We start from the raw sequence: 25,009 nt of genomic DNA, 5'->3' as shown, positions 1-25,009 counted from the left end.
TTTATAGAACTAAAAAGGACTTCAATTAGAAGTCCTTTTGTTATTTTTCTCTTTCGATAACGTATTTCACCATTGTTTCTAATGATTTTCTATATTCATTATCCGGAAATTCATATAGTATATCTAAAGCCTCTTGGCTATATTGTTTCATCATTTTTTGCGTGTATTCAATTCCGCCATGATCTTTCACATACTGAATAATTTCTCGTACACGTTTTTTGTCATTGTTATAACGTTTTACCGAATTAATCAACCATTTTTTGTCTTTTTCATTCGCTGTATTGATTGAATAAATCAACGGTAACGTCATTTTTTGTTCTTTAATATCAATACCAACAGGCTTTCCAATGGCATTAGAAGTGGTATAATCAAACAAATCATCTTTGATTTGGAATGCAATTCCAACCAGTTCACCAAAGCGATGCATTTTCTTCGCAACTTCTTCCGAACAACCAACAGAACGCGCACCAGCTTCACAACAAGCCGCAATAAGCGTAGCCGTTTTCATTCGGATAATTTCGAAATAGACATCTTCTGTAATATCAAGTTTTCGCGCTTTTTCGATTTGCAATAATTCACCTTCCGAAATTTCCTGTATCGCAACCGAAACAACTTCAAGTAAATCAAAATCTTTGTTTTTAGTCGAAATAATTAAGGTCTTTGACAAAAAATAATCTCCCACCAAAATAGCTACTTTATTCTTCCAAATCGCATTAAGTGAAAAGAAACCACGACGCAATGTACTATCATCCACTACATCATCGTGTACTAAAGTTGCGGTGTGAATAAGCTCGATAAAAGAAGCTGCACGATAGGTACGTTCTTGTACTTCGCCATTTAATTTTGCAGTTAAAAATACAAACATCGGACGCATTTGTTTTCCTTTTCTGCGCACGATATAATTGGAAATACGGTCAAGAAGCGAAACATTACTCTTCATCGATTCGAAGAATTTCTGTTCAAACAATTTCATTTCCTCCGCGATCGGAGCTTTAATCAAATCTACCGTGTTACCCAAAATTTATTTTTTTAATTCGTAAAATTATTGATGCAATGTACAACCTGTTTTGCATAGAATCCTTTATAGTTAAATTCCTCTCCGCTAAAACAAATTTTGTTTTCGGTTGGCAAAACTGAAATACCTTCCAATTGTCCCAACTGTGTCGTGAAGCCCAAAGGTAAACTTATTTTTTTAACTTGAGAAGTGAAGAATAACTGATTGTTATCTTTTGGCAAATCGAACCAATTGATAAAAGTTAACGCTTCTTTTGTGTAGCCCAATAGATAAATTCCTTTGGTAGAACTATTTACATCAGCATCGATATAAGCAGCAGCTACAGCGTAATTTGTAGGAAAAGTTTCTAACTTTTTGGCTGCGTGTTTTTTAGAAGAGTCAATAGGAACAACATAATGAGACGTTGACATATTTGACCATTCTTTTGTAAAAATATGCAATTGATTTTGGTAGACAAAAAATGCTTCTGCGTCCCAATTTGTCGTCATATTTTTGAACTGAAAAGTTTCTTGTTCTGGATAATAAAATTCTATTTTTTCAGCTTTTAATTGCTGATAAGATTTTGAATAATCGATGTTTGATTTCTGGATAAAATAAATGGCTAAATCTTTTCGTTTGCCCAAATTATTTCCAAAATCAGCAAAATAAATTCGATTATCATCCGAAGACATTTCTTCCCAATCGATATTTGGAGCATTTGTGATGAAAATAGTATTGATAATTTTACCTGTTTTTGCATCAAAACGATACAATTCTGGTTTGGAATCAGAATCGTTTAAACCCCAAAAAGAAGCCACATTTTTATCTTCTTTTTCATATTCTAAAGTCGAAATTTCGTTCAAAGTAGGCGGTAAGTTGATACTTTCCATTTTATAATCATCAATAGAAATTGTATCGATGTTTTCTACTATTTGCGCGAAAGAGAATTTAGTCAGAATCAAAAATAAAAATATGGCTAAATATTTCATTTGATTATGTTTTAATCATTTCCAGTTTTATTGGCTAATTGTCCGCAAGCTGCATCAATATCTTTTCCGCGACTACGACGTACATTTACCACAATATTGTTGGATTCTAAAGCTTTGATATAATTGTTAACTGCTTCTTCTGATGCTTGTTTGTAGATTCCGTCATCAATCGAATTATATTCGATAATATTCACTTTAGAAGGAATTTTTCGACAGAATTTTACCAATGCATCGATATCTTCTTTTTTATCATTAACACCGCCCCAAACAATATATTCGAACGTAATTCGTAAACCTGTTTGTTGGTACCAATATTGAAGACTATCCATTAAATCCGTCAACGGAAATTTAACAGAAAAAGGCATAATCACATTACGAACTTCTTCTCGAGCCGAATGTAAAGATACCGCAAGGTTAACACGTAAATCTTCGTCAGCCAGTTTTTCAATCATTTTAGGAATTCCCGAAGTAGAAACTGTAATTCGTCTTGGAGCCATTCCTAGTCCTTCTGGCAATGTGATTTTTTTGATGGCAGAAATTACTTCGTTATAATTTAACAAAGGTTCTCCCATTCCCATAAATACGATATTGCTTAAAGGACGATTGAAATAACGTTTACTTTCTTCATCGATAATCACAACTTGATCGACGATTTCGGCAGCTGTTAAGTTACGCATACGTTTTAATTGCGCTGTTGCACAAAAAGTACAATCCAAGCTACAACCAACTTGCGAAGAAACGCATGCAGTTGTGCGAGAATCAGTCGGAATTAAAACAGATTCCACAACGTTACCATCATGAAGTTTAACCGCATTCTTGATGGTTCCGTCGTTAGATTTTTGTAGAAGATCAACTTCAACAGGTTGAATTTGGAAAGATTCTCCCAATTGCTCACGTAGAGCTTTTGAGATATTCGTCATGTCATCAAATTGATGCGCATTCTTTTTCCATAACCATTCGTACACTTGTTTTGCGCGGAATGATTTTTCTCCAATCTCTTTGAAATAATCTTCAATCTCAGCTTGTGAAAGCTTTCGTATATCTTTTTTTGTTGTACTCAAACTTGTCTTATAAGATTAACATTGCATCTCCGTAAGAGTAGAATTTGTATCCTTCTTTTACAGCTTCGTTGTATGCTTTCATTGTTAAATCGTGTCCAGCAAACGCAGAAATCATCATGATTAATGTAGATTTTGGTGTGTGGAAGTTTGTAATCATACAATTTGCAATAGAGAAATCGTATGGTGGGTGAATAAATTTGTTCGTCCAACCATCAAATGCATTTAAATGACCATCTGCAGAAACAGAAGATTCGATAGAACGCATAGAAGTTGTACCAATAGCACAAACTTTTTTCTTCTCGTCAATTGCACGATTTACAAGATCAGCAGATTCTTGAGGAATAATAACTTGCTCAGACTCCATTTTGTGTTTAGATAAATCTTCAACCTCTACAGCTTGAAAAGTTCCTAAACCAATGTGTAATGTTAATTCAGCAAAATCAACACCTTTAATTTCTAAACGTTTTAATAAGTGTTTAGAAAAGTGTAAACCAGCTGTTGGTGCAGCAACAGCTCCTTCGTGTTTTGCATAAATTGTTTGGTAACGCTCTGCATCTTCTGGTTCAACATCACGTAAAATATATTTTGGAAGTGGAGTTTCTCCTAATTCTTTCAATTTTGCACGGAATTCTTCGTAAGATCCATCAAATAAGAAACGTAAAGTACGTCCACGAGAAGTTGTATTGTCAACAACCTCTGCAACTAATGTATCATCATTATCGAAGAATAATTTATTTCCGATACGAATTTTACGCGCTGGATCAACCAAAACATCCCATAAACGAGTCTCAGCATCTAATTCTCTTAGCAAGAAAACTTCGATTTGAGCACCAGTTTTCTCTTTGTTACCCATCAAACGAGCAGGGAAAACTTTCGTATTGTTACGAATCATTACATCTCCTTCGTCGAAATACTCGATAAGATCTTTAAATTGTCTATGTTCAATTTCTCCGGTGTCACGGTGAACAACCATTAAGCGAGCTTCGTCTCTGTTTTCAGAAGGGCGATCTGCTAAAAGTTCTTCAGGTAAAGTAAAGTCGAAATCGGAGGTTTTCATTTTCATAATTGTACAATTTTTTGCAAATATACGATGTCAGATACCCCTTTGTCAAGTGAATTGAGGTATTTTATGAAATTGCTAACGTTTAAATGTTTATTTTTGACGAAAGACTTATAGATATTATCAAGTTTTTTAATACTTATTTGAAAAATAAAATGAAAACGAAACTACTATTACTATCAATGTTTTTTACATTTTTTAGTTGTAATAAATCCGAACAAAAAATTGAAGAATCTGCTGAAATAGAAAAGATTGATTCTGTTGCAAAAAAAGAATCACCAGAATCAGAAATTCCGAAAGAATTGATAAAAGCACCAGATTTTTCTTTGGCTGATATCAATGGAAAACGATTTGACTTATCAGATTTCAAAGGAAAATATGTCTACATGGATATTTGGGCAACATGGTGTGGACCTTGCAAAGTTCAAATTCCTTTTATGAAAGAATTGGAAAAACAATTTCATGATGCGCCAATTCATTTTGTAAGTGTTTCTTTGGATAAATTAGAAGATAAGCCAATTTGGGAAAAAATGGTGAGAGAAAATCAGATGTCTGGTGTACAGTTATTTGCAGGAAGAGAAGATAACTTTGGCTTTGATTATAAGATAGAATACATTCCGACTTTTATTATTTTAGACAAAGAAGGAAATATTATGATTGATCGCGCGCCTGCACCGATGGATTATCAAACAGGAGGAATCAATCAACAATTGGTTGATATTCTCAAAATGATGAAATAAAAAAAGCTTCCATTTGGAAGCTTTTTTTTATTATTGAGCTCATTATGCTCTAACTTTTGTTTTCAAATTAATACGTTGACCAATTTTAGGTTGTTCACCTGGTTCCATACGATTTAGTTTATATAGGTTGTTTACTTTTACACCAAAACGTTGCGAAATCGTGTACATATCATCACCTTCTTGTACTTTGTATGAATAATCAGAACCTTTTGTTTTCTTTTTTCCGAAAAATACAATTTGTCCATCTTTCAATTTAGAACCCATTTGTATTTCATTGAAATTCGCAATATCCGAAGGAACTTTGTTGTATGTTTTAGAAATAGTCGCAATTGTTTCTCCCGCTTGAGCAACAATATAAGGAATATTATTCTTGTGATTTTTAATGCGAGTTGTAGGATTTTGAGGACGAGTTTCGTAAGCAATTGTTTTGTTATTTACACTAGGCTCATTTTTCTCTATACTATTATTATTTGGTTGATAAGACGCTAATGCAATTTCTTCTTTGATTGTTTTAGATTCTTTCTTCGTTTTAGATTTCGATGAATTATTTGCCATCATCATATCATCCTGATTGTTGTATAATGTATACAATTTTGTATAAACTTCTTCTGGAGAAATCTTATCAAATTGATCTAAATTATATTTCTCAATTCTCGAAATTAATTTTGAAGCATATTTTGGATCAGTTGCATAGCCAGATTTTTTCAGACCATTTGCCCAAGCGTTATAATCTGTTGGATCTAAGAAAAATAAAGCTTTGTAATAAGGTCTTAACGCTAAAAATTTAGAATGATCTCTATAACTTTCTTCAACTGAAGAATATTTTCTAAAACATTCACCTTTCGCATCATCATCGTGATAAATACGAGGTTTATCCAACGACCATTCTTCAGGACCTTTACATTTTATTCCAAAATGATTATTGGCTTGATCGGCTAATTTACTTTGTCCGCCTCCAGTTTCCAATAATCCTTGTGCTAACGTAATACTTGCCGGAACTTTGTAAAGTTGCATTTCTTCAACAGCTAAAATAGCATGTTTTCGAATGTAAGTTATGTCTCTACTTTCTTGTGCTTGCGTCGAAATCGTCAACACTAAGCTAAAAACGTATAACAATTTTTTCATTCTATAATATTTTTGTTCTTCTTCTTTAAAAGTTTGTTCATTCCTTCAATTCCTTGCAATCCGCCTGTATGAACCAAAAGAATTTTAGAATTATCACTAAAATAATGATTTTTAATTAATTTAAAAATACCAAAAACCATTTTTCCAGTGTAAATAGGATCCAATTGAATATGGTTAATTCGCTTGAAATCATTTACAAAAGTAATTAATTCATCCGAAACTTTCCCATATCCGCCAAAATGATAATCATTAAAAATAGTAAAATTGGTTTTATTTGTCAATTTTTCGATTTCATTTTGGATAAAATCTCCCTTTAAACTCGGAAAACCTAAAATTTTTTGATGAGGTTTCGAACTTTCAATCAATCCAGCAATTGTTCCGCAAGTTCCGATTGCCGAAGCAATAAAATCATATTCGAAACAATCATCGTACAGAATTTCTTCGCAACCTTTTATAGCAAAATCATTTGTGCCTCCTTCTGGAATAACGTAAGTGTTTGGATATTTAGTGTTTAAATGATTAATAAATTCTACTTCATCTTTTTTTCGATAATCTTCTCTGGAAATAAAATGCAATTGCATTCCACATTTTTGAGCAAAACGTAACGTAGGATTTTCATCGATTTTATCACTTAATTCTTCTCCACGAATTATACCGATAGTTTCGAAATGATGAAGTTGACCAGCTGCCGCCGTTGCTGCAATATGATTGGAAAAAGCGCCACCAAATGTTATCAATTTCTTGAAACCGAGTTTTTCAGCTTCAATAAAATTATATTTCAGTTTTCGGTATTTGTTTCCAGAGATTTCTGGATGAATCAAATCTTCTCTTAATATAGAAAGTTGAATATTTTGAGAAGTTAAATGTTTGATGTCAATGTTTTGAATTTGAGCTTTAAAATCGTTCCAAATCATTTAGATATATTTTAGAAAATTATAAAATTTTCGTTTTTTTAAATAATTCAAATTGTGTTCGTTTGCATAAGCTTCACGCTCAAAACTAATATTGCGATATGCTTTGTGTTGATCGCGATATTGAATCAATCGAATGGCATATTCAATAAAATAAAAAGGATAGAAAAAAACGACCAAAAGTTCGAGTTGTTGAATGATATGAATGGTTTCGTGATTGATTAAAACTTCATCATTTTTCAGTTTTTTATCTCTCAAAAAAATGAAAGGAAAAATGGTAATTCCAATAAAATTCTTTCGGAATAAATGACGCAAAACAACTACAAACATGATTTAGGTAATTCGATTTTATTGCAAAATTAATCAATCTGAAAAGATATTGATTTAAAAAGCGTTAAAAAGCGTAAATTTAGAAGAAGTTTCGCAAATAATTATCATACCAAAATTAATGATAGTTTATAGATAAAAGTTGTAAATTCACAGCGTTAGAAATGAAAAAGTTTGAAGAAGGAGATTATTATTTATCTCCAGAAGGTTTCAGAATATTTACTGAACAATATCTAAAAAAAAGAGGGTATTGTTGTAAAAGTGGATGCAAACATTGTCCGTATGGATACGATAAAAAAACAGATAAAATAAAGAATAAGAAATAATTATATGAAAATAACATCAACAGTTTTAGCTTTGTTAATAGGAAGTTGTGCTTTTGCTCAAATGAAATTTCCCGCGGTAAGTTCTCATGCTGAAGTTGAACAAAAAGTAGGTTTAACAGAATTTGAAGTTGAATATAATCGACCAAATGTAAACGGAAGAAAAGTATTTGGAAAATTGGTACCGAATGGAGAAGTTTGGCGAACTGGTGCGAATGAAAATACGGTCATCAAATTTGATAAACCAATCAAAGTGAATGGACAAGAGTTGGCTGCTGGCGAATATGCGTTGTATAGCATTCCGAATAAAGAGGAGTGGGAGGTAATTTTTTACAAAGACACGAAAAACTGGGGAAATCCGAAAGAGTGGAAGGAGTCGAATATCGCTTTGAAAGTGAAAGCTCCGTCAACAAAATCGATGAACAAGACAGAAACGTTTGAGATTCGTTTTACAAATGTGACGCAAAAATCAGCGAATTTGGTATTAGCTTGGGATAACACAACGGTTGTTTTGGATATTGAAACGAATACAATTAACGAAGTTTTAAAAATGATTGGAGATCAATTGAATGAAAATTCTTCTGCAAGAGATTTTTACAATTCAGCAAACTTCTATTATTCGAATAAATTGGATCGAAATCAAGCGTTGAAATGGGTTAATACAGCTTTAGAAAAAGATGCAAATGCGCCAGATTATTACAAAGAATTGAAAGTTAATTTGGAAAAAAATAAATATTAATTAAAAATCCCTTCAAAAATTTTTGAAGGGATTTTTTTATTGAGTAATATTCTTCTTTAAGATAATTTGTAGGTAAGAAAACATCAACGCAGTTGACCAGCCTACCATCATAATTCCGTTTATAGCTTCTAATCCAGCCATAATTTTCCATTCGCTATCAATCACAACATCACCGTAACCAACGGTTGTAAAAGTGATTAATGAAAAATAGATTGCTTCTTGAAAACTATATAAATTGTCAATATTTGGATTGAAATAAAAAGTAGCCGCCCAAATTGTACATTGTGCACCGTGCAATAAAGTCAAGAAAGATACTGAAATTGCCATTTGCCAAAGCACTTCACTAAACGTTAATCGTTGTTTTTTGAGATTATATTTATGTAGATATTTTAGCGAATAAACCGTAACAGTTGATTGTAAAATAACATTTACACAAATAATCAATACGCCAAAACATATAATTAGAAACATATTTTTATCAATTATAGATGAGTACAAAAATGTAAAGAATAAAATTTATAGAACACTTTTTGAAGCGAAAAATTTTGTAAATTTAATAGAGAAGGAAAATCTAGATATCCTAAATATTTGATAAAATCTGGATTAATAAAGCTTTATTACTAATTTTGTAACGCTAAAAATACATATTTCAACGAATGAAAATTAATTTTAAATATATTTTGATGTGTTTCGGAATAGCTACAATTGGCTTATCTTCGTGTGCTTCAAATAAAAATTCGAAAAAAATAGTTTATAAAAAAGTAGAATCTAAGCAGCCTATAAAACCTGTCGAATCTACGAAGTCAACCATTGCTACTACGCCAAAAACTGAAATTCCGAACAAGAAAGATGAAGTTTTTACAGTAAAACTACCTGAAGTAAATCGTGAGTTTCGTGCAGCTTGGGTAGCTTCTGTTGCAAATATTAACTGGCCTTCTAAAAAAGATTTGACAACAACGCAACAAAAAGATGAAGCAATAAAGTTGTTGGATATGTTAGAAGCAAACAATTTTAATGCTGTTATTTTTCAGGTTCGCCCAGCGGCAGATGCTTTGTATAAAAGTAATTTCGAACCTTGGTCTTACTTTTTAACTGGAGAAGAAGGTAAGGCGCCTTCGCCATATTATGACCCGTTAGAATTTTGGGTGGAAGAAGCACACAAACGTGGAATTGAGTTGCATGTTTGGTTAAATCCTTACAGAGCGCATCACAGTAGTGGAGGTCCAGTGACAAACGAATCGATGGTGAAAAGATCGCCAAGTAATGTGGTGAGATTGAAAAATGGCATGTATTGGTTTGATCCTGCTGACAAAAAAACGCAAGATCACGTTTCGGAAGTTGTTCGTGATATCGTTTCGCGTTATGATATTGATGGTGTTCATTTTGATGATTATTTCTATCCATATGCATCGTATAATGGTGGTGCAGACTTTCCAGATAATTCAACTTGGAATGTTTACAAGAATAATGGAGGAATGTTGTCGAGAGCAGATTGGCGTCGTCAAAATGTGAATACAATTATTGAGCGTATTTATAAAGAAATCAAAGCAGAAAAACCTTTTGTAAAATTTGGTATTAGTCCTTTTGGAATTTGGAAACCAGGATATCCTGCTGGAATTACAGGTTCTTCGCAATATGATGAATTGTATGCAGATGCAAAATTATGGTTGAACAAAGGTTGGGTTGATTATTTTTCGCCACAATTGTATTGGCCAATTAATTCGACAGGACAAAGTTTTCCGAAATTATTAGAATGGTGGAAATCAGAAAACACACATAATCGTCATCTTTGGCCAGGTTTGAATACTGTAGAAGTGAAAGTTTCGGATAGAACAACTGAGATTACAAATCAGGTAAAAATGGCTGGAGAAATTTTACAAAACAATGTGGGTGTTATTCACTGGAGTATTGCTGGATTAACGAAAAATCCTTCGATGTTGAGTTATCTGAAAGAAGGTCCATACAAAGCTAAAGCTTTGGTGCCAACTATGAATTGGATAAAAGCAGATCGTTTGGTAAAACCAAGTTTGACTGTAAATATGAAAGCGTCAGAAGTTGTGATGAATTGGAATGATTATAAAATGAATTCAAATGTTTCGAAATGGATTTTATACACACGTTACAACAACGATTGGGAAACGTCTATTTTGGATAAAACCAAAACAAACCAAACAATTTTGAAACACAAAGATGGTAAAAGTTTAACAGCAGTCGCACTAAAAGCTGTCGATCGTTTAGGAAACGAAAGTGATTACGTTGCTCAAAAAATTAATTAAGAATTGAATTTCTCTCAATATAAATCCTCAACATAAGTTGAGGATTTTTTTATTTTTTTCTCTTTAAAATATAATAAAGCGCATCGTTATCATTTTCTTTTGATGTGTAGGCAAACTGAAATTCATATCCGTTTTCAGACATAAAATTCAACGCATCAATCATCGAATTGAATTTCACTGAAATTCCGCGTTCATCTTTTATTTTCAAACCATTTTTCAGTGAAAAAGATTTGGTTTCTTGTCCAAAATCCAATCGAATATTCATTTTTGTACTCAAACCTCGCCCAGTTCCAATAATCTGTACATAATCAACATTGATATCTTTAATCGGAACATCATTTACAGTTTGCGCAACCGAAAAATTACCGATGAATAATCCCAAAATAAGTGCTAATTTTTTCATAAGTTTTAAATTTTGATAAAGATATTTATTTTCGAATGAAAGAAAAAAGCTGTTTCAAAAGACTAAAATTAGTCATGTCATTTCGACGCATGGAGAAATCTGTAATTTAGATTTCTCATTTCACTACGTTTCATTCGAAATGACATTTTTGAAACAACTTTCTTAATTATATTATTTCAATCCCCAATCAACAGCAAAAACAGCTTGTAAAGCTGCAGTTTCAGTACGGAAACGTTGATGTCCAAGACTAATTCCTGTAAAATTATGATCTTCTGCAGCGAAAATTTCATCTCTCGAAAAATCACCTTCAGGACCAATCATAATCAAAATTTTCTGCGGATTATTTTCCAAAACTGTTCGTAAAGGCGTACGTTCAATATCCGCTTCGCAATGCGCAATACATTTCGTGAAACCTTCAAAATCCTGTTTGATAAATTCATTGAATTTTGTCAAATCATTTACTTTTGGCAAATACGCTTTCAACGATTGTTTGGTTGCAGATTGTACAATTTTTTCAATTCGCTCGATTTTAATATTTTTTCGTTCCGAATGAAAAGTCTGTAAAAAAGTAATTTCGTCAATACCAATTTCAGTTGCTTTTTCTAAGAAAAATTCCAAACGTTCCATTGTTTTTGTTGGTGCAATTGCAACATGTAAATAGTAATTTTTCTGCTCGAAATTTACTTTTAAGTCAACAACTTTTCCTTCAACTGCTTTTTTAGAAATTGATGTAATTTCAACTTCAGCCAAATTTCCTTTTCCATCTGTCACGTGCACCAAATCGCCTTCATTTCCGCGTAAAACTTTTGCAAAATGATGACTTTCTTCTTCGTTGAGAATAGCTGTGTCATGATGAATTTCTCCAAAAAATAATTTCATTAAATATGGTATTTAGCTACAGATTTCGCTGTGTTTTCTGTAAATAACTCTTGATCAAATTTTAAACTTCCAACCATTGCAATCATCGCTGCATTGTCTGTTGTATAAGCAAATTTTGGTATAAAAGTTTTCCAACCAAATTCAGTTTCTCCATCTTTTAATCGTTGACGAATTTCAGAATTTGCAGAAACTCCACCTGCAATTGCAATTTGTTTAATTCCAGTTTCGTCCGATGCTTTTTTTACTTTTTCCATCAAAATATTTACGATAGAACGTTGAATAGAAGCGCACAAATCATCAATATTTTCTTCTATAAAATTTGGATTTGCTTTGACCTCTTTCTGAATAAAATATAAAATTGACGTTTTGAAACCGCTAAAACTAAAGTTTAAACCATCAATTTTTGGTTTTGCAAATTTGAATTTTGTAGGATCTCCAATCTTAGATTTTTTGTCAATAATTGGACCTGCAGGATATGGTAAGTTTAAAATTTTACCTGCTTTATCAAAAGCTTCACCAGCTGCATCATCAATTGTTTCACCTAAAATTTCCATCTCAAAATAACTGTTGATTTTCACGATTTGTGTATGTCCACCAGAAACAGTCAAACATAAAAATGGAAAAGTTGGTTTTTCGTCGTTGGCATCTTCAATAAAATTTGCCAAAATATGTGCTTGCATGTGATTAACCTCAATCAACGGAATATCCAATGATTGACTGAAAGATTTCGCAAAACTTCCGCCAACCAAAAGCGAACCCATCAATCCTGGACCACGTGTATACGCGATTGCTTTAAGTTCTTCTTTGTTAATATTTGCCTGTTTTAAGGCTTGATCTACGACGGGAACAATATTTTGTTGATGTGCTCTCGAAGCTAATTCTGGTACTACGCCACCATATATTTCGTGAATTTTTTGGCTTGCTACAACATTAGAAATAATTTTATTTCTGTCAATAATTGCTGCGCCTGTATCATCACAAGAAGATTCTATGGCTAAAATGTAGTTTTTATCGCTCATAATTCCTTGTAGAATAAAATTTATAACTTATTTTTACCCTGCAAATATCGTAAATTTAAACCATTGAAAATAGTCAGACGAATAGGAAGATTTTTATTGTCGTTGATTATACTCGTTTTAACCCTTGTTTTAACAGTAGCAATCGCAATACAAATCCCTGCGGTACAGACAAAAATAGCACATTTTGCCTTAGAAAAATTAAATAAATCGTTGAACACACAAATGTATGTAGATGCGGTTGATATTGATTTTTTTGGGCGTATTTATTTCTATGGTGTACACATTAAAGACGATCACAAATATGATTTTATGAAGTCGAAAACCTTGGAAACGACAATTAATCTTTGGACACTTCTACCAGGAATTAAAAAAGATCACATTGATTTGAGTGAGGTAAAATTGATTGAACCCGAAGTTCGTGTGATTACGTACAAAGGCGATTCAATTTCGAATTTTATCAAATTTGTGAACGGTTTTAGTTCTGATAAACCAAAAGATCCGAAAAAGATTTTCAAATTGGATGGAGATTTTATTTTGGAAGATGGTAAAGTTTCAATTGTTAATCAAAATTCTGGGAATATCTGGTTGGATTCGAAGCAGTTGAACATGACGGTAAAAAAGTTTCGATTAGTTGATTCTGATATTACGGCTGATTTAGAAAACTTCTGCTTTGTTGCGACAAAAAATAAAGAAACGTATAACGTACAAAATTTCACAGGAAAAGTTCATTATTCGAAAAAAGAAATTCGAGTTGGGAATTTAAATTTACGAACGGATACGTCTGTTTTAAACGGAAATTTATTATTGAGTTACAATCAACCTTCGGATATGTCTGATTTTAATAATAAAGTTCGTTGGGACGTTTTTTTTGATCGAGGATCTAAAATTAATTTTAAAGAAATTCGCTATTTCACTGATTTATTTGATAAAAATTCTTCGGTTGATTTATATGGAAAAGTAAATGGAACCCTGAATAATTTAACATTTACAGATTTCGAATTGAAAGGAGAAGATAATTATGTTGGTGCTTCTCGTTTACAATTGCAAGATGTGACACATGGTTCTTCGCTAAATTTTTCGACAAGAAATGTAAAAATCAATACATCCTATCAAAAAATTGTAAAGTTACTTCCAACCTTTGTTTCTAAGAAAATTCCGAATATGTTGACTCGTTTTGGAAATTTAAATTACCGTGGAGATATTTCATTAAATCCAAATGAAATTCATGCGAATGGTTACGCAGTTTCTGGACTTGGAGATGCGGATATTAAAGCTCAAATTAGGAATTACAAAGATGTAAAATCGTTAATTTATAAGGGAACTTTAGATGCGAAAAATCTTAATCTTCGTCAATTAACAAATGCAAAAGATTTGGGTTATGTAAGCGGAAAATTTAGATTTGATGGACGAGGAACAGACTTGAAAAATATCAATTTAGATGTAGACGGAATGCTTCGTTACATGGATTTGATGGGTAAACGTTATCAAAATATTACGGTTGATGGTTTGGTCAAAAATTATCAATTCAATGGCTTGTTCGATATCAAAGATCCAAATCTAAATGCGCAATTGAACGGAAAAATTAACTTTAGTGGAAAACCTTATGATTTTGATTTTACTTCGAATATTCGTCAAATTAATTTAGATTTTCTTGGCGTTACAAAAAATCTAAATGCAATTGTACGTGGCGATGTTGAAGGGAATTTTAAGCTGACAAATATTAATGATTTCAGAGGAAATATTGATGTGAAAAATCTTTACTTCCGTTCGAAAAAAGATACGTTAGAATTGTCACATGTCATGTTGAATTCTCAAATAGATGGTTCGCATAAAATCATGACATTAGATGTGCCAGATTATATGAAAGCCACTGTTGATGGTAAATTTAATATTACAGAAGTTGCAAATGTTATCAATAATTCGCTTGTAGATTTGGTGCCATCTTTTCGTCATAAAAAAGTTTCGCCAAATCAGGCTTTTTCGTTTGATGTTTATGTGCAAGAAAATTTATTACAATATATCGATTCATCGATTTCGATTGAGCCAGATACGCATATCAAAGGTTATATAGATGGAACGAAAAAACAGTTGGAAGCGACATTGGATACTCCAGGTATAAAATATGCAGGAATTCAATTGTTTCAGTCGAATGTTAATCTAAATACAATTGCAGAACTACCAACACTTAATGCGAAAATTGATAGTATGAAAGTGAGTGGAGTTACGATTAATGCGATTAACGTAAATTCGATTCCGAAGAATGATACAATGATTGTCAAAACAGACTTTAATATAGGTCGTAAGAATCCAATTTTATTTAATCTGAATCTTTTTCATACAGTTCAGAATAATAATGATTTGATTTTTGGATTTTCTCCTTCAACAATACAAATTGATTCGACACAATGGACAATTAATCATTTGAATGATGCAAATTCTAATCGGGTAATTTTTAATCGAATCAATAAATCATTAAAAGTTGAAGATTTGTCATTAGAATCGGAAGAACAATATTTAAAAGTAAGTGGTTTATTTAATAACAATGTAGATTACAATTTCAATGCTGATTTTAAAGATTTGCATTTAGAAAAAATCATTCCTAAAACATTATTGAATAATCTAAAAATTGTCGGTATAGCGAACGGTAAAGTAGATATTATTCGTACAAAAGAAAAGTTAGAACCAACACTTGAAGCTAAAATTGATAAGTTAGGTTTAAATGATTTTGAGCTTGGTAATTTGACTTTACAAGGAGGTTATAATGTAGCGGATAAACAATTTAATTTTGAAACAAGTTTACAGAAAGAGCAAATTCAATCGTTGGTTGCTTATGGTAATATTATTAATAAACCAACAGGTCCTGAAGTCGATGTAGATGCCAATTTTGATGAGTTTCATATCGATTTCTTAGAAGGATTCTTAAAATCTGTTTTCTCTAATATGCGTGGAACGTTATCTGGTGATTTAAAAATTACGGGACCTGTCGATTTGCCGAATCTAAGCGGAAATATGGTTGCAAAAGATCTTGGATTAAAAGTTAATTTCTTAGGAACAGATTATTTATTTGAAGGAGAAAACGACCTATTTGTTTCGAAACAAGGTGCAGGACAAGGAAGTATTATTTTGAATGATATTGCATTTAAAGACACTGCTTACAATACAAAAGGAAAGGTTGACGGAGCAATTCTTTTCCGTAACCTGTCTAAATGGGGTCTCAACTTAGATTTCGATACGCAAAATTTATTGGTGATGAATACATCTATAAAAGACAATGAACTGTTTTATGGAAAAGTATTTGCCAAAGGAAATGTCTCTATGTTTGGTGCGGTAGAGGAGTTGGAAATTGCTGGTGATGCGACTGTTGTAGGGAATTCTGAATTGACAATTAATACAGGAAGTACAACAATTGAGTCAGAAAATAACTTGGTACGTTTTGTTCCTAACCAACATTTAGACGAAAAATCTAAAAATAATGAACCGCATGCGCCAAAAGGAATGTCGATAGATGTCAACATTAATGCGTATCCAAATGCAATGGTGAATTTGATTTTTGATGCAGCTACAAACGATAAAGCGACAGCGCGTGGTACAGCAGAAAATCTTAGATTCTTAATGAATAAAGCAGGATTGAGTATTACAGGTGTATATAATATAGAAAGTGGAACATATGAGTTTAGACAATTTCCGCTGATTCCGAAAGATTTTAAAATCAAAAAAGGATCTTCTGTGCAATTTGCAGGAAATCCGCTCGATGCAACGCTTAATATTACAGCTGAATATCAACGTTCGGTATCAAATGTTGGAGATTATTTAGGTGTAGGATATTCGCAAATTTATGATGCTCTCTTATCAATTAATATTTCCGAAACGTTGAAGAAACCTATTATCGATTTTGGATTAACAATTCCTAATGCAGGTTCGGATATCAATTCGCAGTTACAATCAAAATTCCGTTCAAATACAGAAGAACAGATGCTTCAGTTTAGTTATATCTTATTGACAGGTAAATTTGGTGACGCATCGGCTGTTCAGTCTGGTGTAACGAGTACAGCTGCTGATATTGGTTTATCGACAATTGCGGGCATGTTATCATCTATTGCGAATAATGTAGATATACAAATGGAGTACGTTGGTGGTAGTGCACAATCGGAGACAAATGATAAAATTAGAACTTCGGTTTCATATCGCGTTAATAATCGTTTAAGTTTGCGTGGTTCGTATGGAATTGCGGTTACAAATAATAGAAATGTACAAGAGAATTTCGATGGTAATTTTGATATTTCCTACGATATTTCAAAATTAAACAATGGATCTTTGGTCCTAAAAGCATTTACAAAACCTACAACTTTCGGTTTGTTACCTGGAATGGAAAATAACTTGAATCAAAGTTTCGGAGTCGGAATTCAATACAACAAAAGTTTCGATACGTTTAGAGGTTTCTTAGGTTTAGATGAAATTAAAAAGAAAACTAAAGCTAAAAAAGAAGAGCAACCACAAGAAAGATTTGATTCGATTGTACTTCCGAAACAGTTTAAAAGTGAGGAAAGAAGAATAGATTCTACCCGTCAAACTACAAAAGATACGGTCAAAGTTACGTATCAAAAAACTACTCAACCTAAGGTGGAACAAAAGCGTCGCGGCTTAGTCAAAATTAAATAAAAAAAAATGAGTTTATTGTGGTTAGACAATAAACTCGCGCAAACAAACAAAAGTGATTAGTTCTTTCTTTTTTGAACTATTATTATAACAAAAGTAAAATATTAAATAAATCATTAAAAAATATTTTGAAGTTTGTTTGTTTTATTTATAATTTTGCTAAAAATTAATTCGATTTTTTATTAAAATAATAATAATAATCAAAAATTAGGAAAATGAATTACATAATTGATGATGTTGATAAGAAAATTTTGATGTATTTGATTGACAATACAAGAATGCCATTTACAGAAATTGCAAAGAAAATGAATGTTTCTGCTGGTACTATTCACGTACGTGTCAAGAAATTAGAGGAGGCTGGAATCATCAAAGGAACTACACTAATTACAGATTATGATAAAATGGGTTATCAGTTTGTTGCGTATGTAGGATTGTTACTTACAAAAACAAACAAAACTCAGAAAGTGATAGATGAATTATATAAAATTCCTAACGTAACAGTGGTTCACGTTGTGTCTGGAAAATATAATATTTTCTGTAAAATTCGTGCAAGAGATACTTCTGATGCGAAAGATGTTATCTACAAAATTGATCAAATTGATGATGTATTGAGAACAGAATCTATGATTTCGTTAGAAGAATCTTTTAACGATAAAAATAGATTGATGCATTCAATTTTTCATTAAAAATAAATTTCAATTTATTAATCATCCCACAAAATGACAGACGAAGAAAAAGAAAAATATTTTCAGGTCGCTCTATGTTCAAGTCTCGTACTTTTCGGGTTTGATGGAGAAGATCTCAAAATATTGGTGTACAAAAAACTAAACGACCCTTTCAAAGGAGCATTGGTTTTGCCAGGAAAATATATTGCGCCAACGGTAAGTAACGATCAAGCAATTCACGAATTGTTGATTGAGAAAATTGCTTACGATGAGCATCAAACATATATTGAACAATTGAAAGCTTTTACAAAAGTTTTTCGTAATCCATTAGGACGTGTTGTAAATGTTGCTTATTACGCTTTGGTTAAATTGACACCTCAAATAGAGGAAAAAGTGAAAACACAAGGTGGAGAATGGTATGCTTACGACCGTGTTCCGGATTTGGCTTTTGATCACAATGAGATTGTAAAATATGCAAAAGAGCGTGTAAAACGTCGTGTGAAGCGTCGTCCAGTAGGGTTCAACTTACTTGGAGATGAGTTTACAATTGCGCAATTGCAAAGTTTGTATGAAAAAGCCTTGAATCGTGAGTTGGATAAACGTAACTTTAGAAAGAAAATCTTTAATTCAAATTTAATTATCGAAACTGGTAATACAACAGATCCTAAACAACATCGTAAAGTATCTAAATTGTATCGTTTTGATGAAGAGAAATACGAAAAATTGAGTTTGAAAGGATATGATTTCTTATTTTAAAATAAAGCTATGACAGATCAAAAAGTAGAACAAAATCAAGAACGTGACGATATTTTTGACACAAAAGTTTTAATGTCGGATAACACCAAAACAAAAGATTTGAAACACGAAGGAAACAAAACATCATTCCTTTTCAAGTCAATGATTTTTATAATGGTTTTCTTGATTTTGAGTATTCTTTATCGTGGTTATCAATTATTGGTGACAAATGATTATTTGTTTCGCCAAATGATGAACGAAGACGCACCAGAAATGCCAAAATGGTATCCAATTTCGACTCTTGTTTTAGGAGTCATTGCATTAATTGGTATCTTTTTAGTAAGATCTTATAAAAGAATTGGTGTGTACATGGTTGTAATATCGTTGTTCGTGTCAGCAGCAATGCAGCCCGAATTTATGGCAGATGGAACACTTTTTACCATGTTTACATTATTTGTGTTTATAGGCTATGGTTTAGCGATTATCTATCCATATTGGCACAAGTTTAAATAAAAACTTAATAAAGTATAGAAAAGAGGTTACAATTAGTTGTGACCTCTTTTTTTGATGCTGAATTATTTGTATTAATATCATTCAATATGAATATTTTAAGCATGTTAATTGTTTAAGTTGATAAAAAAACTGCTTAAATAAAGCGAATATGAGAATTTAACGGCTATATTTGTCTTGTGTGGAAAAAATATAAATTAAAAGTACAAAATGGATTGTATTTCAGTATTTGATATGCTCAAAATTGGCGTTGGTCCTTCAAGTTCGCATACTTTAGGTCCTTGGCGCGCTGCAGAAGCTTTTCTGAAAGAATTGGATGCTGCATCTATCTTTAATAAAATTACAAAAGTTCGTGTAGATTTGTATGGTTCTTTATCGCTTACGGGTAAAGGACATGCAACTGATTATGCAGTAATGTTAGGGCTAAGCGGTGCTGATCCTGAATATATTCCTGTGGATGATATTTCGAATATTATTAATACAATCAATACAAATAAACAATTAAATTTTGGAAATAAATTTTTAATTGATTTTAATCCCGAAACTGATATCGTTTTCAATCGTGAGTTCTTATCTTTTCACGCTAATGGCATGATGTTTACAGCTTTCTATGAGAACGAAGAATTATCTTCTACGTTTTATTCGATAGGAGGAGGATTTATTACAAAAGAGGATGATAGTGCTACGAATACAGATGTCACTTGTGCTTTTCCATATTTATTTAATACATCAACAGAGTTATTAGAATTTTGTTCGAAAGAAAATAAATCGATTTCTGAAATCATGTTCGAGAATGAAAAAACAATTCGAACAGAAGATGAAATTCACCACGAATTAATGCGTGTTTGGAATACCATGTTAGAGTGTATGTATATTGGTTGTCATACAGAAGGTATTTTACCAGGCGGATTGAACGTGAAACGTCGTGCTTACGATATGCACAAGAATTTGGTTGGAGCAACACCTTATTCTAATCCACAAGAATGGATTGCATCAATTCGAAAAACCAAAGTATATTTTCGTCAAATCTTGAAATGGGTGAGTTGTTTTGCTCTTGCTGTTAATGAAGTAAATGCTTCGTTAGGTAGAGTTGTAACAGCGCCAACAAACGGAAGCGCAGGAGTTATTCCAGCAGTTTTGATGTATTATTTGGTAATCGAAAATCATAAAGCTGGTCAAAAAGAGATTGAACAATTCTTAACAACAGCAGGAGTTATTGGTTCTATTTTTAAGAAAGGAGCAACTATTTCTGCGGCAATGGGAGGTTGTCAAGCTGAGATTGGTGTATCTTCGGCTATGGCTGCAGCTGCATTATGCGAATTAATGGGGGGAACTCCTGCGCAAGTAACAATGGCTGCCGAAATTGCAATGGAACATCATTTAGGTTTAACATGCGACCCGATTGGTGGTTTGGTACAAATTCCTTGTATCGAACGTAACACAATGGGAGCGATTAAAGCGATAAATGCAGCAGAATTAGCACTGGATACAGATCCGTTGACTGCGAAAGTTCCGTTAGATAAAGTTGTGAATACGATGTGGGAAACTGCAAAAGATATGAATAATAAATACAAAGAAACTTCTGAAGGAGGTTTGGCAGTTGCTGTAAATATTGCAGATTGTTAGTAACTTATTTATTATCAGTAAAATAATATTATGTGTATTAATTGTAAGGATTATGAATGTGTGTTGTGTATTTCAAAAATAATCCTTACATTTGCACAGCCTTTTAGAGTTAAGGTACGGATGTTAAAGAATATTCATTTAGGGATTTTTTAGGCTGCTCAGCCATTTAATTTTATTCTTTCATATCTGTTGGTTAAATAATTTAAAATAAAACCGTGATATGAAATATAAATGAATTTCATTATCTCGGTATCGTATCTAACATGATTACATTCAAAGAATTAGGACTTCAAGAAGAAATCCTAACTGCAATTGAGAAAATGGGCTTCGTTAACCCATCTCCAATCCAAGAAAAAGCTATTCCTCAAATCCTTTCATCAGATCAAGATGTTATTGCATTGGCGCAAACAGGTACAGGAAAAACTGCAGCATTCGGGCTTCCAGTTTTAAATCAATTAGACAGCAATTCAAAATCAGTACAAGCAATTATTTTGTGTCCTACTCGTGAATTATGTTTACAAATTGCAAAAGAATTAGAATCTTTTTCTGCTGATATGCGTGGAGTACGTGTACAGGCAGTTTACGGTGGTGCTGACATCGTTAAACAAATTAGAGGATTAAAAGATAATCCACAAATCGTTGTAGGAACACCAGGTCGTACAATGGACTTAATTAAACGTGGTGCATTAAAAATTAATGATATCACATGGACAGTTTTAGATGAGGCAGATGAGATGTTGAACATGGGATTCCGTGACGAAATCGATTCTATCTTAGAAACAACTCCAGAAGAAAAACAAACTTTATTATTCTCAGCTACAATGCCTTCAGAGGTTCGTCGTATCGCTTCAGAATATATGCACAATCCAGTTGAGATTGCTGTAAGTAAAGTAAATACTGCATCAAAAAATATCGAGCATCACGTTTACTTAGTACGTTCTTCTGATCGTTACTTAGCTTTAAAACGTTTGGCCGATTATTACCCAAATATTTATGGTATCGTTTTCTGTAGAACTCGTCGCGAAGCGAAAGACGTAGCAGATAAATTGATGCAAGATGGTTACAATGCAGACGCATTACATGGAGATTTATCACAATCACAACGTGATCACGTGATGGAGAAATTCCGTAACCAAAACATTCAAATCCTTGTTGCAACAGACGTTGCTGCTCGTGGTATCGACGTAAATGAGTTGACTCACGTAATCAACTTCAATTTACCAGATGATCCAGAAGTTTATGTACACCGTTCAGGACGTACAGGACGTGCGGGTAACAAAGGGATTTCTATCATTATTTCAGGAGGACGTGAAGCGCGTAAAATTAGAGATTTAGAAAAATTAATTGCTTCTAAAATCGAGCCTAAAAATGTACCAACTGGAGCAGAAATCTGTGAAAAACGTTTAATTTCTTTAATCGATAAAATCGAAAATATCGAAGTTGATGAAGAATTAATCGAGCCTTACATGGAAACTGTAAATGAAAAATTGGCGAACTTAGATCGTGACGATTTATTAAAACGTTTCATGACAGTTGAGTTCAATTCTTTCTTAGAATATTACAAAAACACGAAAGATATTTCTTCTGAAGGAGATCGTGGTGATAGAGGAGATCGTTCTTCTAACCGTCGTGGTGGACGTGATTTCTCTCGTTTCTTTATTAATATTGGTCAAAAACACAATTTACGTGTTCCAAACTTAATTGGTTTAATTAACGAGCAAACTCGTAATCGTAACATCGAAATCGGAAAAATTGAAATTTTACGTAATTTCTCTTTCTTCGAAGTTGATACACAATTCGAATCATTAGTGTTAGAATCTTTCAAAGATGCACAACGTGATGGAGTAGACTTAGATGTTCAAATCTCTAAACCAGAACCTAGACGTGGTGATGGTGAGCGTCGTGGTGGAGATCGTCGTCGTAATGACAGAGGAGATTCTCGCGGACGTGGTTTCAATAGCCGTCGTGATAATGACCGTGAAAGAAGTGGAGGTTATCGTGGTGGAGATCGTGATCGCGGAGGAGACAGAGGTGGATTCCGTGGAGGTGATCGTGACCGTGATTCTAGAGGTGGAGATCGTGGTGGTTACCGTGGAGGAGACCGTAATAGAACAGGAAACTCAAGAAGAGGTAGAGATTAATATATTCTCAATAAAAAATAACAAAAAGGATGATTTTATAAAATCATCCTTTTTTATTCATAAAACTTCTGTTTGAATAAATAATTTTTCTATATTTATTCAAAACCACAAATAAATGACAGTACAAGAATTGTTTAGCTCTATTCGATTATCCATCGAAGAAGAGAATTATACGCAATTAAAACAGATTAAAATTTTCAAACCAGAGAAATTCAATTGGGTGAAGGATATTTTTGAGCCTTATAATGTTGCTCAATTAGGAACTCAAAAAGGTTTAATTTGGAAGTATAATGAAGAACGAGAAGATTATACTTTTCAGAATTTAGCTGATAAATACAATCAATTTTTAAACTATTTAAGAAACAAAGGAATTGTACAAGGAGACAAAATGTTTTCTCAAGTTCCATTATTACCGATTACTTGGATTGGTTATTTGGCTTCTATCAAAGGTGGATTAATTATTATTCCAGCCGCAACAACTTTAGAAGCAAGGGATTTAACGTTTAGATTCGAGTCTTCTTTTCCAGAAGTTGCTTTAGCAGATCAAGCAAATGCATCGAAAATAGATGAAGCAGAAGCAAAATTTGATAAAAAGATTAAGGTAAAATTAATCACAGAAGGCGAGCGAGAAGGTTGGATAAATATCAATGAGTTATGGAAAGAATCTATTCAAGCTGAGGCTGCAGATACAAAACCAGACGATGATTTATTCTACTTTTTTACTTCAGGAACGACAGGAATGCCGAAAGTTGTGGTGCATACGCATTACACTTATCCGCTTGGAGGTTTCACGACTTCTTCTTGGGTTGGAATGAAAAAAGGTGATTTACATTATAATATTTCTCAACCAGGTTGGGCGAAATTCTTTTGGAGTAGTTTTTTTGCTCCATGGAATATGGGTGCGACAATTTTGGGTTATCATTCAGATAAATTTGTTCCGAAAGAACAATTACAAACCATTCAAGATTTGGGTGTAACAACTTTTTGCGCACCACCAACAGCTCTGCGTGTATTGATTTTAGAAGATTTGAAAAGTTATGATTTCAAACTTCGTCAATGTGTTGCAGCTGGTGAACCGCTTAATCCAGAAATTATAGATGTCTGGAAAGAAGGTACAGGAATTACGATTCGTGATGGTTATGGACAATCAGAATCAACTGCGATGATTGCGAATTTGCCAAATGAGAAGATTAAATATGGATCGATGGGAAAACCTGCGTTTTTATACGATATTGTGATTGCTGATGATGATGGAAATATTGTACAAGATTGCGAAGAAGGAAATATTTGTGTTGTGCATAATGAAGAAACCATCAATGGAATTTTCAAAACTTATTTGATTCAGAAAGATAAAATGGCGAAAGTTTTCAAGCATGGATTATATTATACAGGAGACAAAGCTTATAAAGACGAAGATGGTTATGTTTGGTTTGTTGGGCGTGATGATGATGTGATAAAAGCGTCTGATTTCCGTGTAGGACCATTTGAAGTAGAAAGTGCTTTGTTAGAGCATGATGCCATTATGGAAGCTGCTGTTGTGGCAAGTCCGCATGATTTGAGAAGTAATGCTGTAAAAGCTTTTGTTATTTTAGCACCTGGAAATGAAGCTTCGGAAGAATTAGTTAAAGATATTTTTAGATATACAGAAGAGCATTTAGCACGTTACAAAATTCCACGTATTGTGCAGTTTGTGGAGAGTTTACCAAAAACAATTTCAGGAAAAATACGTCGAGTGGAATTGCGTAACCAAGAAGCTGTTGATAAAAAGAATAAAACGATTATACCAAACGAATATTTTCACGAAAAATATTAGTCGAGCTTAAAATTAAC

At 32.7% G+C, this 25,009-nt stretch carries 22 protein-coding genes; 11 read left to right on the top strand and 11 right to left on the bottom strand.

The genetic code is table 11. From position 1 onward, the window contains the following. Nucleotides 1–40 precede the first annotated feature (40 nt). The 4 genes from N5D03_RS12565 to queA are packed head-to-tail and all read right to left on the bottom strand — an operon-like array spanning nt 41 to nt 4,101. The gene (locus N5D03_RS12565; protein ID WP_280051853.1) at nt 41–973 is read right to left on the bottom strand and encodes a polyprenyl synthetase family protein; all 933 of its coding nucleotides are present in this window, start codon (nt 971–973) and stop codon (nt 41–43) included. 56 nt (nt 974–1,029) lie between these two features. Next, nucleotides 1,030–1,983 (bottom strand): hypothetical protein, encoded by a 954-nt coding sequence (locus tag N5D03_RS12560; RefSeq protein WP_125350211.1) that lies wholly within the window; start codon nt 1,981–1,983, stop codon nt 1,030–1,032. 11 nt (nt 1,984–1,994) lie between these two features. Next, nucleotides 1,995–3,044 (bottom strand): 23S rRNA (adenine(2503)-C(2))-methyltransferase RlmN, encoded by a 1,050-nt coding sequence (gene rlmN, locus N5D03_RS12555; RefSeq protein ID WP_038336309.1) that lies wholly within the window; start codon nt 3,042–3,044, stop codon nt 1,995–1,997. Nucleotides 3,045–3,051: 7 nt separating this feature from the next. Further along, on the bottom strand, nt 3,052–4,101 hold the full coding sequence (gene queA, locus N5D03_RS12550; RefSeq protein WP_038336356.1) for a tRNA preQ1(34) S-adenosylmethionine ribosyltransferase-isomerase QueA: 1,050 nt from the start codon (nt 4,099–4,101) through the stop codon (nt 3,052–3,054). Nucleotides 4,102–4,259: 158 nt separating this feature from the next. Here queA and N5D03_RS12545 point away from each other — a divergent pair, with 158 nt between their 5' ends. Beyond that, nucleotides 4,260–4,844, top strand: coding sequence for a TlpA disulfide reductase family protein (locus N5D03_RS12545; protein ID WP_185144189.1), 585 nt, complete (start codon nt 4,260–4,262; stop codon nt 4,842–4,844). A gap of 42 nt (nt 4,845–4,886) precedes the next feature. On the opposite strand, the gene N5D03_RS12540 is transcribed toward N5D03_RS12545, so the two are convergent. Genes N5D03_RS12540 through N5D03_RS12530 form a run of 3 tightly spaced genes read right to left on the bottom strand, consistent with a single transcriptional unit; the run spans nt 4,887 to nt 7,210 of the window. After that, on the bottom strand, nt 4,887–5,969 hold the full coding sequence (locus N5D03_RS12540; RefSeq protein ID WP_280050072.1) for a glucosaminidase domain-containing protein: 1,083 nt from the start codon (nt 5,967–5,969) through the stop codon (nt 4,887–4,889). After that, entirely contained in the window at nt 5,966–6,883 is a 918-nt protein-coding gene (locus tag N5D03_RS12535) for a pyridoxal-phosphate dependent enzyme (protein WP_038336312.1), read from the bottom strand. The genes N5D03_RS12540 and N5D03_RS12535 overlap by 4 nt, the downstream gene beginning before the upstream one ends. Continuing rightward, on the bottom strand, nt 6,884–7,210 hold the full coding sequence (locus N5D03_RS12530) for a hypothetical protein (protein WP_038336313.1): 327 nt from the start codon (nt 7,208–7,210) through the stop codon (nt 6,884–6,886). A gap of 161 nt (nt 7,211–7,371) precedes the next feature. Here N5D03_RS12530 and N5D03_RS12525 point away from each other — a divergent pair, with 161 nt between their 5' ends. Together N5D03_RS12525 and N5D03_RS12520 are read left to right on the top strand one after the other, a co-directional pair. Then, nucleotides 7,372–7,533 (top strand): DUF5522 domain-containing protein, encoded by a 162-nt coding sequence (locus N5D03_RS12525; protein ID WP_160279602.1) that lies wholly within the window; start codon nt 7,372–7,374, stop codon nt 7,531–7,533. 4 nt (nt 7,534–7,537) lie between these two features. Beyond that, on the top strand, nt 7,538–8,269 hold the full coding sequence (locus N5D03_RS12520; RefSeq protein WP_084106931.1) for a DUF2911 domain-containing protein: 732 nt from the start codon (nt 7,538–7,540) through the stop codon (nt 8,267–8,269). A gap of 36 nt (nt 8,270–8,305) precedes the next feature. On the opposite strand, the gene N5D03_RS12515 is transcribed toward N5D03_RS12520, so the two are convergent. Continuing rightward, a complete protein-coding gene (locus N5D03_RS12515) occupies nt 8,306–8,740 on the bottom strand; it encodes a potassium channel family protein (RefSeq protein ID WP_280049537.1) in 435 nt (144 codons plus the stop codon). A gap of 185 nt (nt 8,741–8,925) precedes the next feature. On the opposite strand from N5D03_RS12515, the gene N5D03_RS12510 reads away from it, so the two are divergent. Further along, nucleotides 8,926–10,545 (top strand): family 10 glycosylhydrolase, encoded by a 1,620-nt coding sequence (locus N5D03_RS12510; protein ID WP_114999991.1) that lies wholly within the window; start codon nt 8,926–8,928, stop codon nt 10,543–10,545. A 49-nt stretch (nt 10,546–10,594) separates the two neighbouring features. Here N5D03_RS12510 and N5D03_RS12505 read toward each other — a convergent pair whose 3' ends face one another. The 3 genes from N5D03_RS12505 to tsaD form a co-directional block, all read right to left on the bottom strand. Continuing rightward, entirely contained in the window at nt 10,595–10,948 is a 354-nt protein-coding gene (locus tag N5D03_RS12505) for a hypothetical protein (protein ID WP_038336316.1), read from the bottom strand. A 171-nt stretch (nt 10,949–11,119) separates the two neighbouring features. Next, nucleotides 11,120–11,827, bottom strand: a complete 708-nt coding sequence (locus N5D03_RS12500) for an RsmE family RNA methyltransferase (RefSeq protein WP_125350218.1) — start codon at nt 11,825–11,827, stop codon at nt 11,120–11,122. Then, nucleotides 11,827–12,846, bottom strand: a complete 1,020-nt coding sequence (tsaD, locus tag N5D03_RS12495; RefSeq protein WP_038336318.1) for a tRNA (adenosine(37)-N6)-threonylcarbamoyltransferase complex transferase subunit TsaD — start codon at nt 12,844–12,846, stop codon at nt 11,827–11,829. Before tsaD ends, N5D03_RS12500 begins: the two co-directional genes overlap by 1 nt. A 63-nt stretch (nt 12,847–12,909) precedes the next feature. On the opposite strand from tsaD, the gene N5D03_RS12490 reads away from it, so the two are divergent. From N5D03_RS12490 to N5D03_RS12460, 7 genes are all read left to right on the top strand, one after another. Next, the gene (locus tag N5D03_RS12490) at nt 12,910–17,505 is read left to right on the top strand and encodes a translocation/assembly module TamB domain-containing protein (protein WP_280051852.1); all 4,596 of its coding nucleotides are present in this window, start codon (nt 12,910–12,912) and stop codon (nt 17,503–17,505) included. 212 nt (nt 17,506–17,717) lie between these two features. Further along, entirely contained in the window at nt 17,718–18,188 is a 471-nt protein-coding gene (locus N5D03_RS12485; protein WP_038336320.1) for a winged helix-turn-helix transcriptional regulator, read from the top strand. A 33-nt stretch (nt 18,189–18,221) separates the two neighbouring features. Beyond that, nucleotides 18,222–18,923 carry an NUDIX hydrolase gene (locus tag N5D03_RS12480; protein WP_038336322.1) on the top strand — a complete coding sequence of 234 codons (702 nt, stop codon included), beginning with the start codon at nt 18,222–18,224 and terminating at the stop codon, nt 18,921–18,923. 9 nt (nt 18,924–18,932) lie between these two features. Then, entirely contained in the window at nt 18,933–19,415 is a 483-nt protein-coding gene (locus N5D03_RS12475) for a hypothetical protein (RefSeq protein WP_114999996.1), read from the top strand. A gap of 207 nt (nt 19,416–19,622) precedes the next feature. Next, nucleotides 19,623–21,038 carry an L-serine ammonia-lyase gene (locus tag N5D03_RS12470; RefSeq protein WP_114999998.1) on the top strand — a complete coding sequence of 472 codons (1,416 nt, stop codon included), beginning with the start codon at nt 19,623–19,625 and terminating at the stop codon, nt 21,036–21,038. 263 nt (nt 21,039–21,301) lie between these two features. Continuing rightward, on the top strand, nt 21,302–23,179 hold the full coding sequence (locus N5D03_RS12465; protein WP_125350223.1) for a DEAD/DEAH box helicase: 1,878 nt from the start codon (nt 21,302–21,304) through the stop codon (nt 23,177–23,179). Between the two features lie 115 nt (nt 23,180–23,294). After that, complete coding sequence (locus N5D03_RS12460; protein ID WP_280051851.1) at nt 23,295–24,992, top strand: AMP-binding protein; 1,698 nt, start codon at nt 23,295–23,297, stop codon at nt 24,990–24,992. Nucleotides 24,993–25,009 lie beyond the last annotated feature (17 nt).

The organism is Empedobacter sp. GD03861 (assembly GCF_029840885.1).
Taxonomy (GTDB): Bacteria; Bacteroidota; Bacteroidia; order Flavobacteriales; family Weeksellaceae; genus Empedobacter; species Empedobacter falsenii_B.
The sequence above is the reverse complement of the archived record's forward strand: the minus strand, read 5'-3'. Positions and strand labels throughout refer to the sequence as shown.

Excerpts from the sequence above, each read along its gene's own strand:
- N5D03_RS12565 (WP_280051853.1), bottom strand. The coding sequence starts at position 973 with ATGAAATTGTTTGAACAGAAATTCTTCGAATCGATGAAGAGTAATGTT.
- N5D03_RS12560 (WP_125350211.1), bottom strand. The coding sequence starts at position 1,983 with ATGAAATATTTAGCCATATTTTTATTTTTGATTCTGACTAAATTCTCT.
- queA (WP_038336356.1), bottom strand. The coding sequence starts at position 4,101 with ATGAAAACCTCCGATTTCGACTTTACTTTACCTGAAGAACTTTTAGCA.
- N5D03_RS12545 (WP_185144189.1), top strand. The coding sequence starts at position 4,260 with ATGAAAACGAAACTACTATTACTATCAATGTTTTTTACATTTTTTAGT.
- N5D03_RS12540 (WP_280050072.1), bottom strand. The coding sequence starts at position 5,969 with ATGAAAAAATTGTTATACGTTTTTAGCTTAGTGTTGACGATTTCGACG.
- N5D03_RS12535 (WP_038336312.1), bottom strand. The coding sequence starts at position 6,883 with ATGATTTGGAACGATTTTAAAGCTCAAATTCAAAACATTGACATCAAA.
- N5D03_RS12530 (WP_038336313.1), bottom strand. The coding sequence starts at position 7,210 with ATGTTTGTAGTTGTTTTGCGTCATTTATTCCGAAAGAATTTTATTGGA.
- N5D03_RS12525 (WP_160279602.1), top strand. The coding sequence starts at position 7,372 with ATGAAAAAGTTTGAAGAAGGAGATTATTATTTATCTCCAGAAGGTTTC.
- N5D03_RS12520 (WP_084106931.1), top strand. The coding sequence starts at position 7,538 with ATGAAAATAACATCAACAGTTTTAGCTTTGTTAATAGGAAGTTGTGCT.
- N5D03_RS12515 (WP_280049537.1), bottom strand. The coding sequence starts at position 8,740 with ATGTTTCTAATTATATGTTTTGGCGTATTGATTATTTGTGTAAATGTT.
- N5D03_RS12510 (WP_114999991.1), top strand. The coding sequence starts at position 8,926 with ATGAAAATTAATTTTAAATATATTTTGATGTGTTTCGGAATAGCTACA.
- N5D03_RS12505 (WP_038336316.1), bottom strand. The coding sequence starts at position 10,948 with ATGAAAAAATTAGCACTTATTTTGGGATTATTCATCGGTAATTTTTCG.
- N5D03_RS12500 (WP_125350218.1), bottom strand. The coding sequence starts at position 11,827 with ATGAAATTATTTTTTGGAGAAATTCATCATGACACAGCTATTCTCAAC.
- tsaD (WP_038336318.1), bottom strand. The coding sequence starts at position 12,846 with ATGAGCGATAAAAACTACATTTTAGCCATAGAATCTTCTTGTGATGAT.
- N5D03_RS12485 (WP_038336320.1), top strand. The coding sequence starts at position 17,718 with ATGAATTACATAATTGATGATGTTGATAAGAAAATTTTGATGTATTTG.
- N5D03_RS12480 (WP_038336322.1), top strand. The coding sequence starts at position 18,222 with ATGACAGACGAAGAAAAAGAAAAATATTTTCAGGTCGCTCTATGTTCA.
- N5D03_RS12475 (WP_114999996.1), top strand. The coding sequence starts at position 18,933 with ATGACAGATCAAAAAGTAGAACAAAATCAAGAACGTGACGATATTTTT.
- N5D03_RS12470 (WP_114999998.1), top strand. The coding sequence starts at position 19,623 with ATGGATTGTATTTCAGTATTTGATATGCTCAAAATTGGCGTTGGTCCT.
- N5D03_RS12465 (WP_125350223.1), top strand. The coding sequence starts at position 21,302 with ATGATTACATTCAAAGAATTAGGACTTCAAGAAGAAATCCTAACTGCA.
- N5D03_RS12460 (WP_280051851.1), top strand. The coding sequence starts at position 23,295 with ATGACAGTACAAGAATTGTTTAGCTCTATTCGATTATCCATCGAAGAA.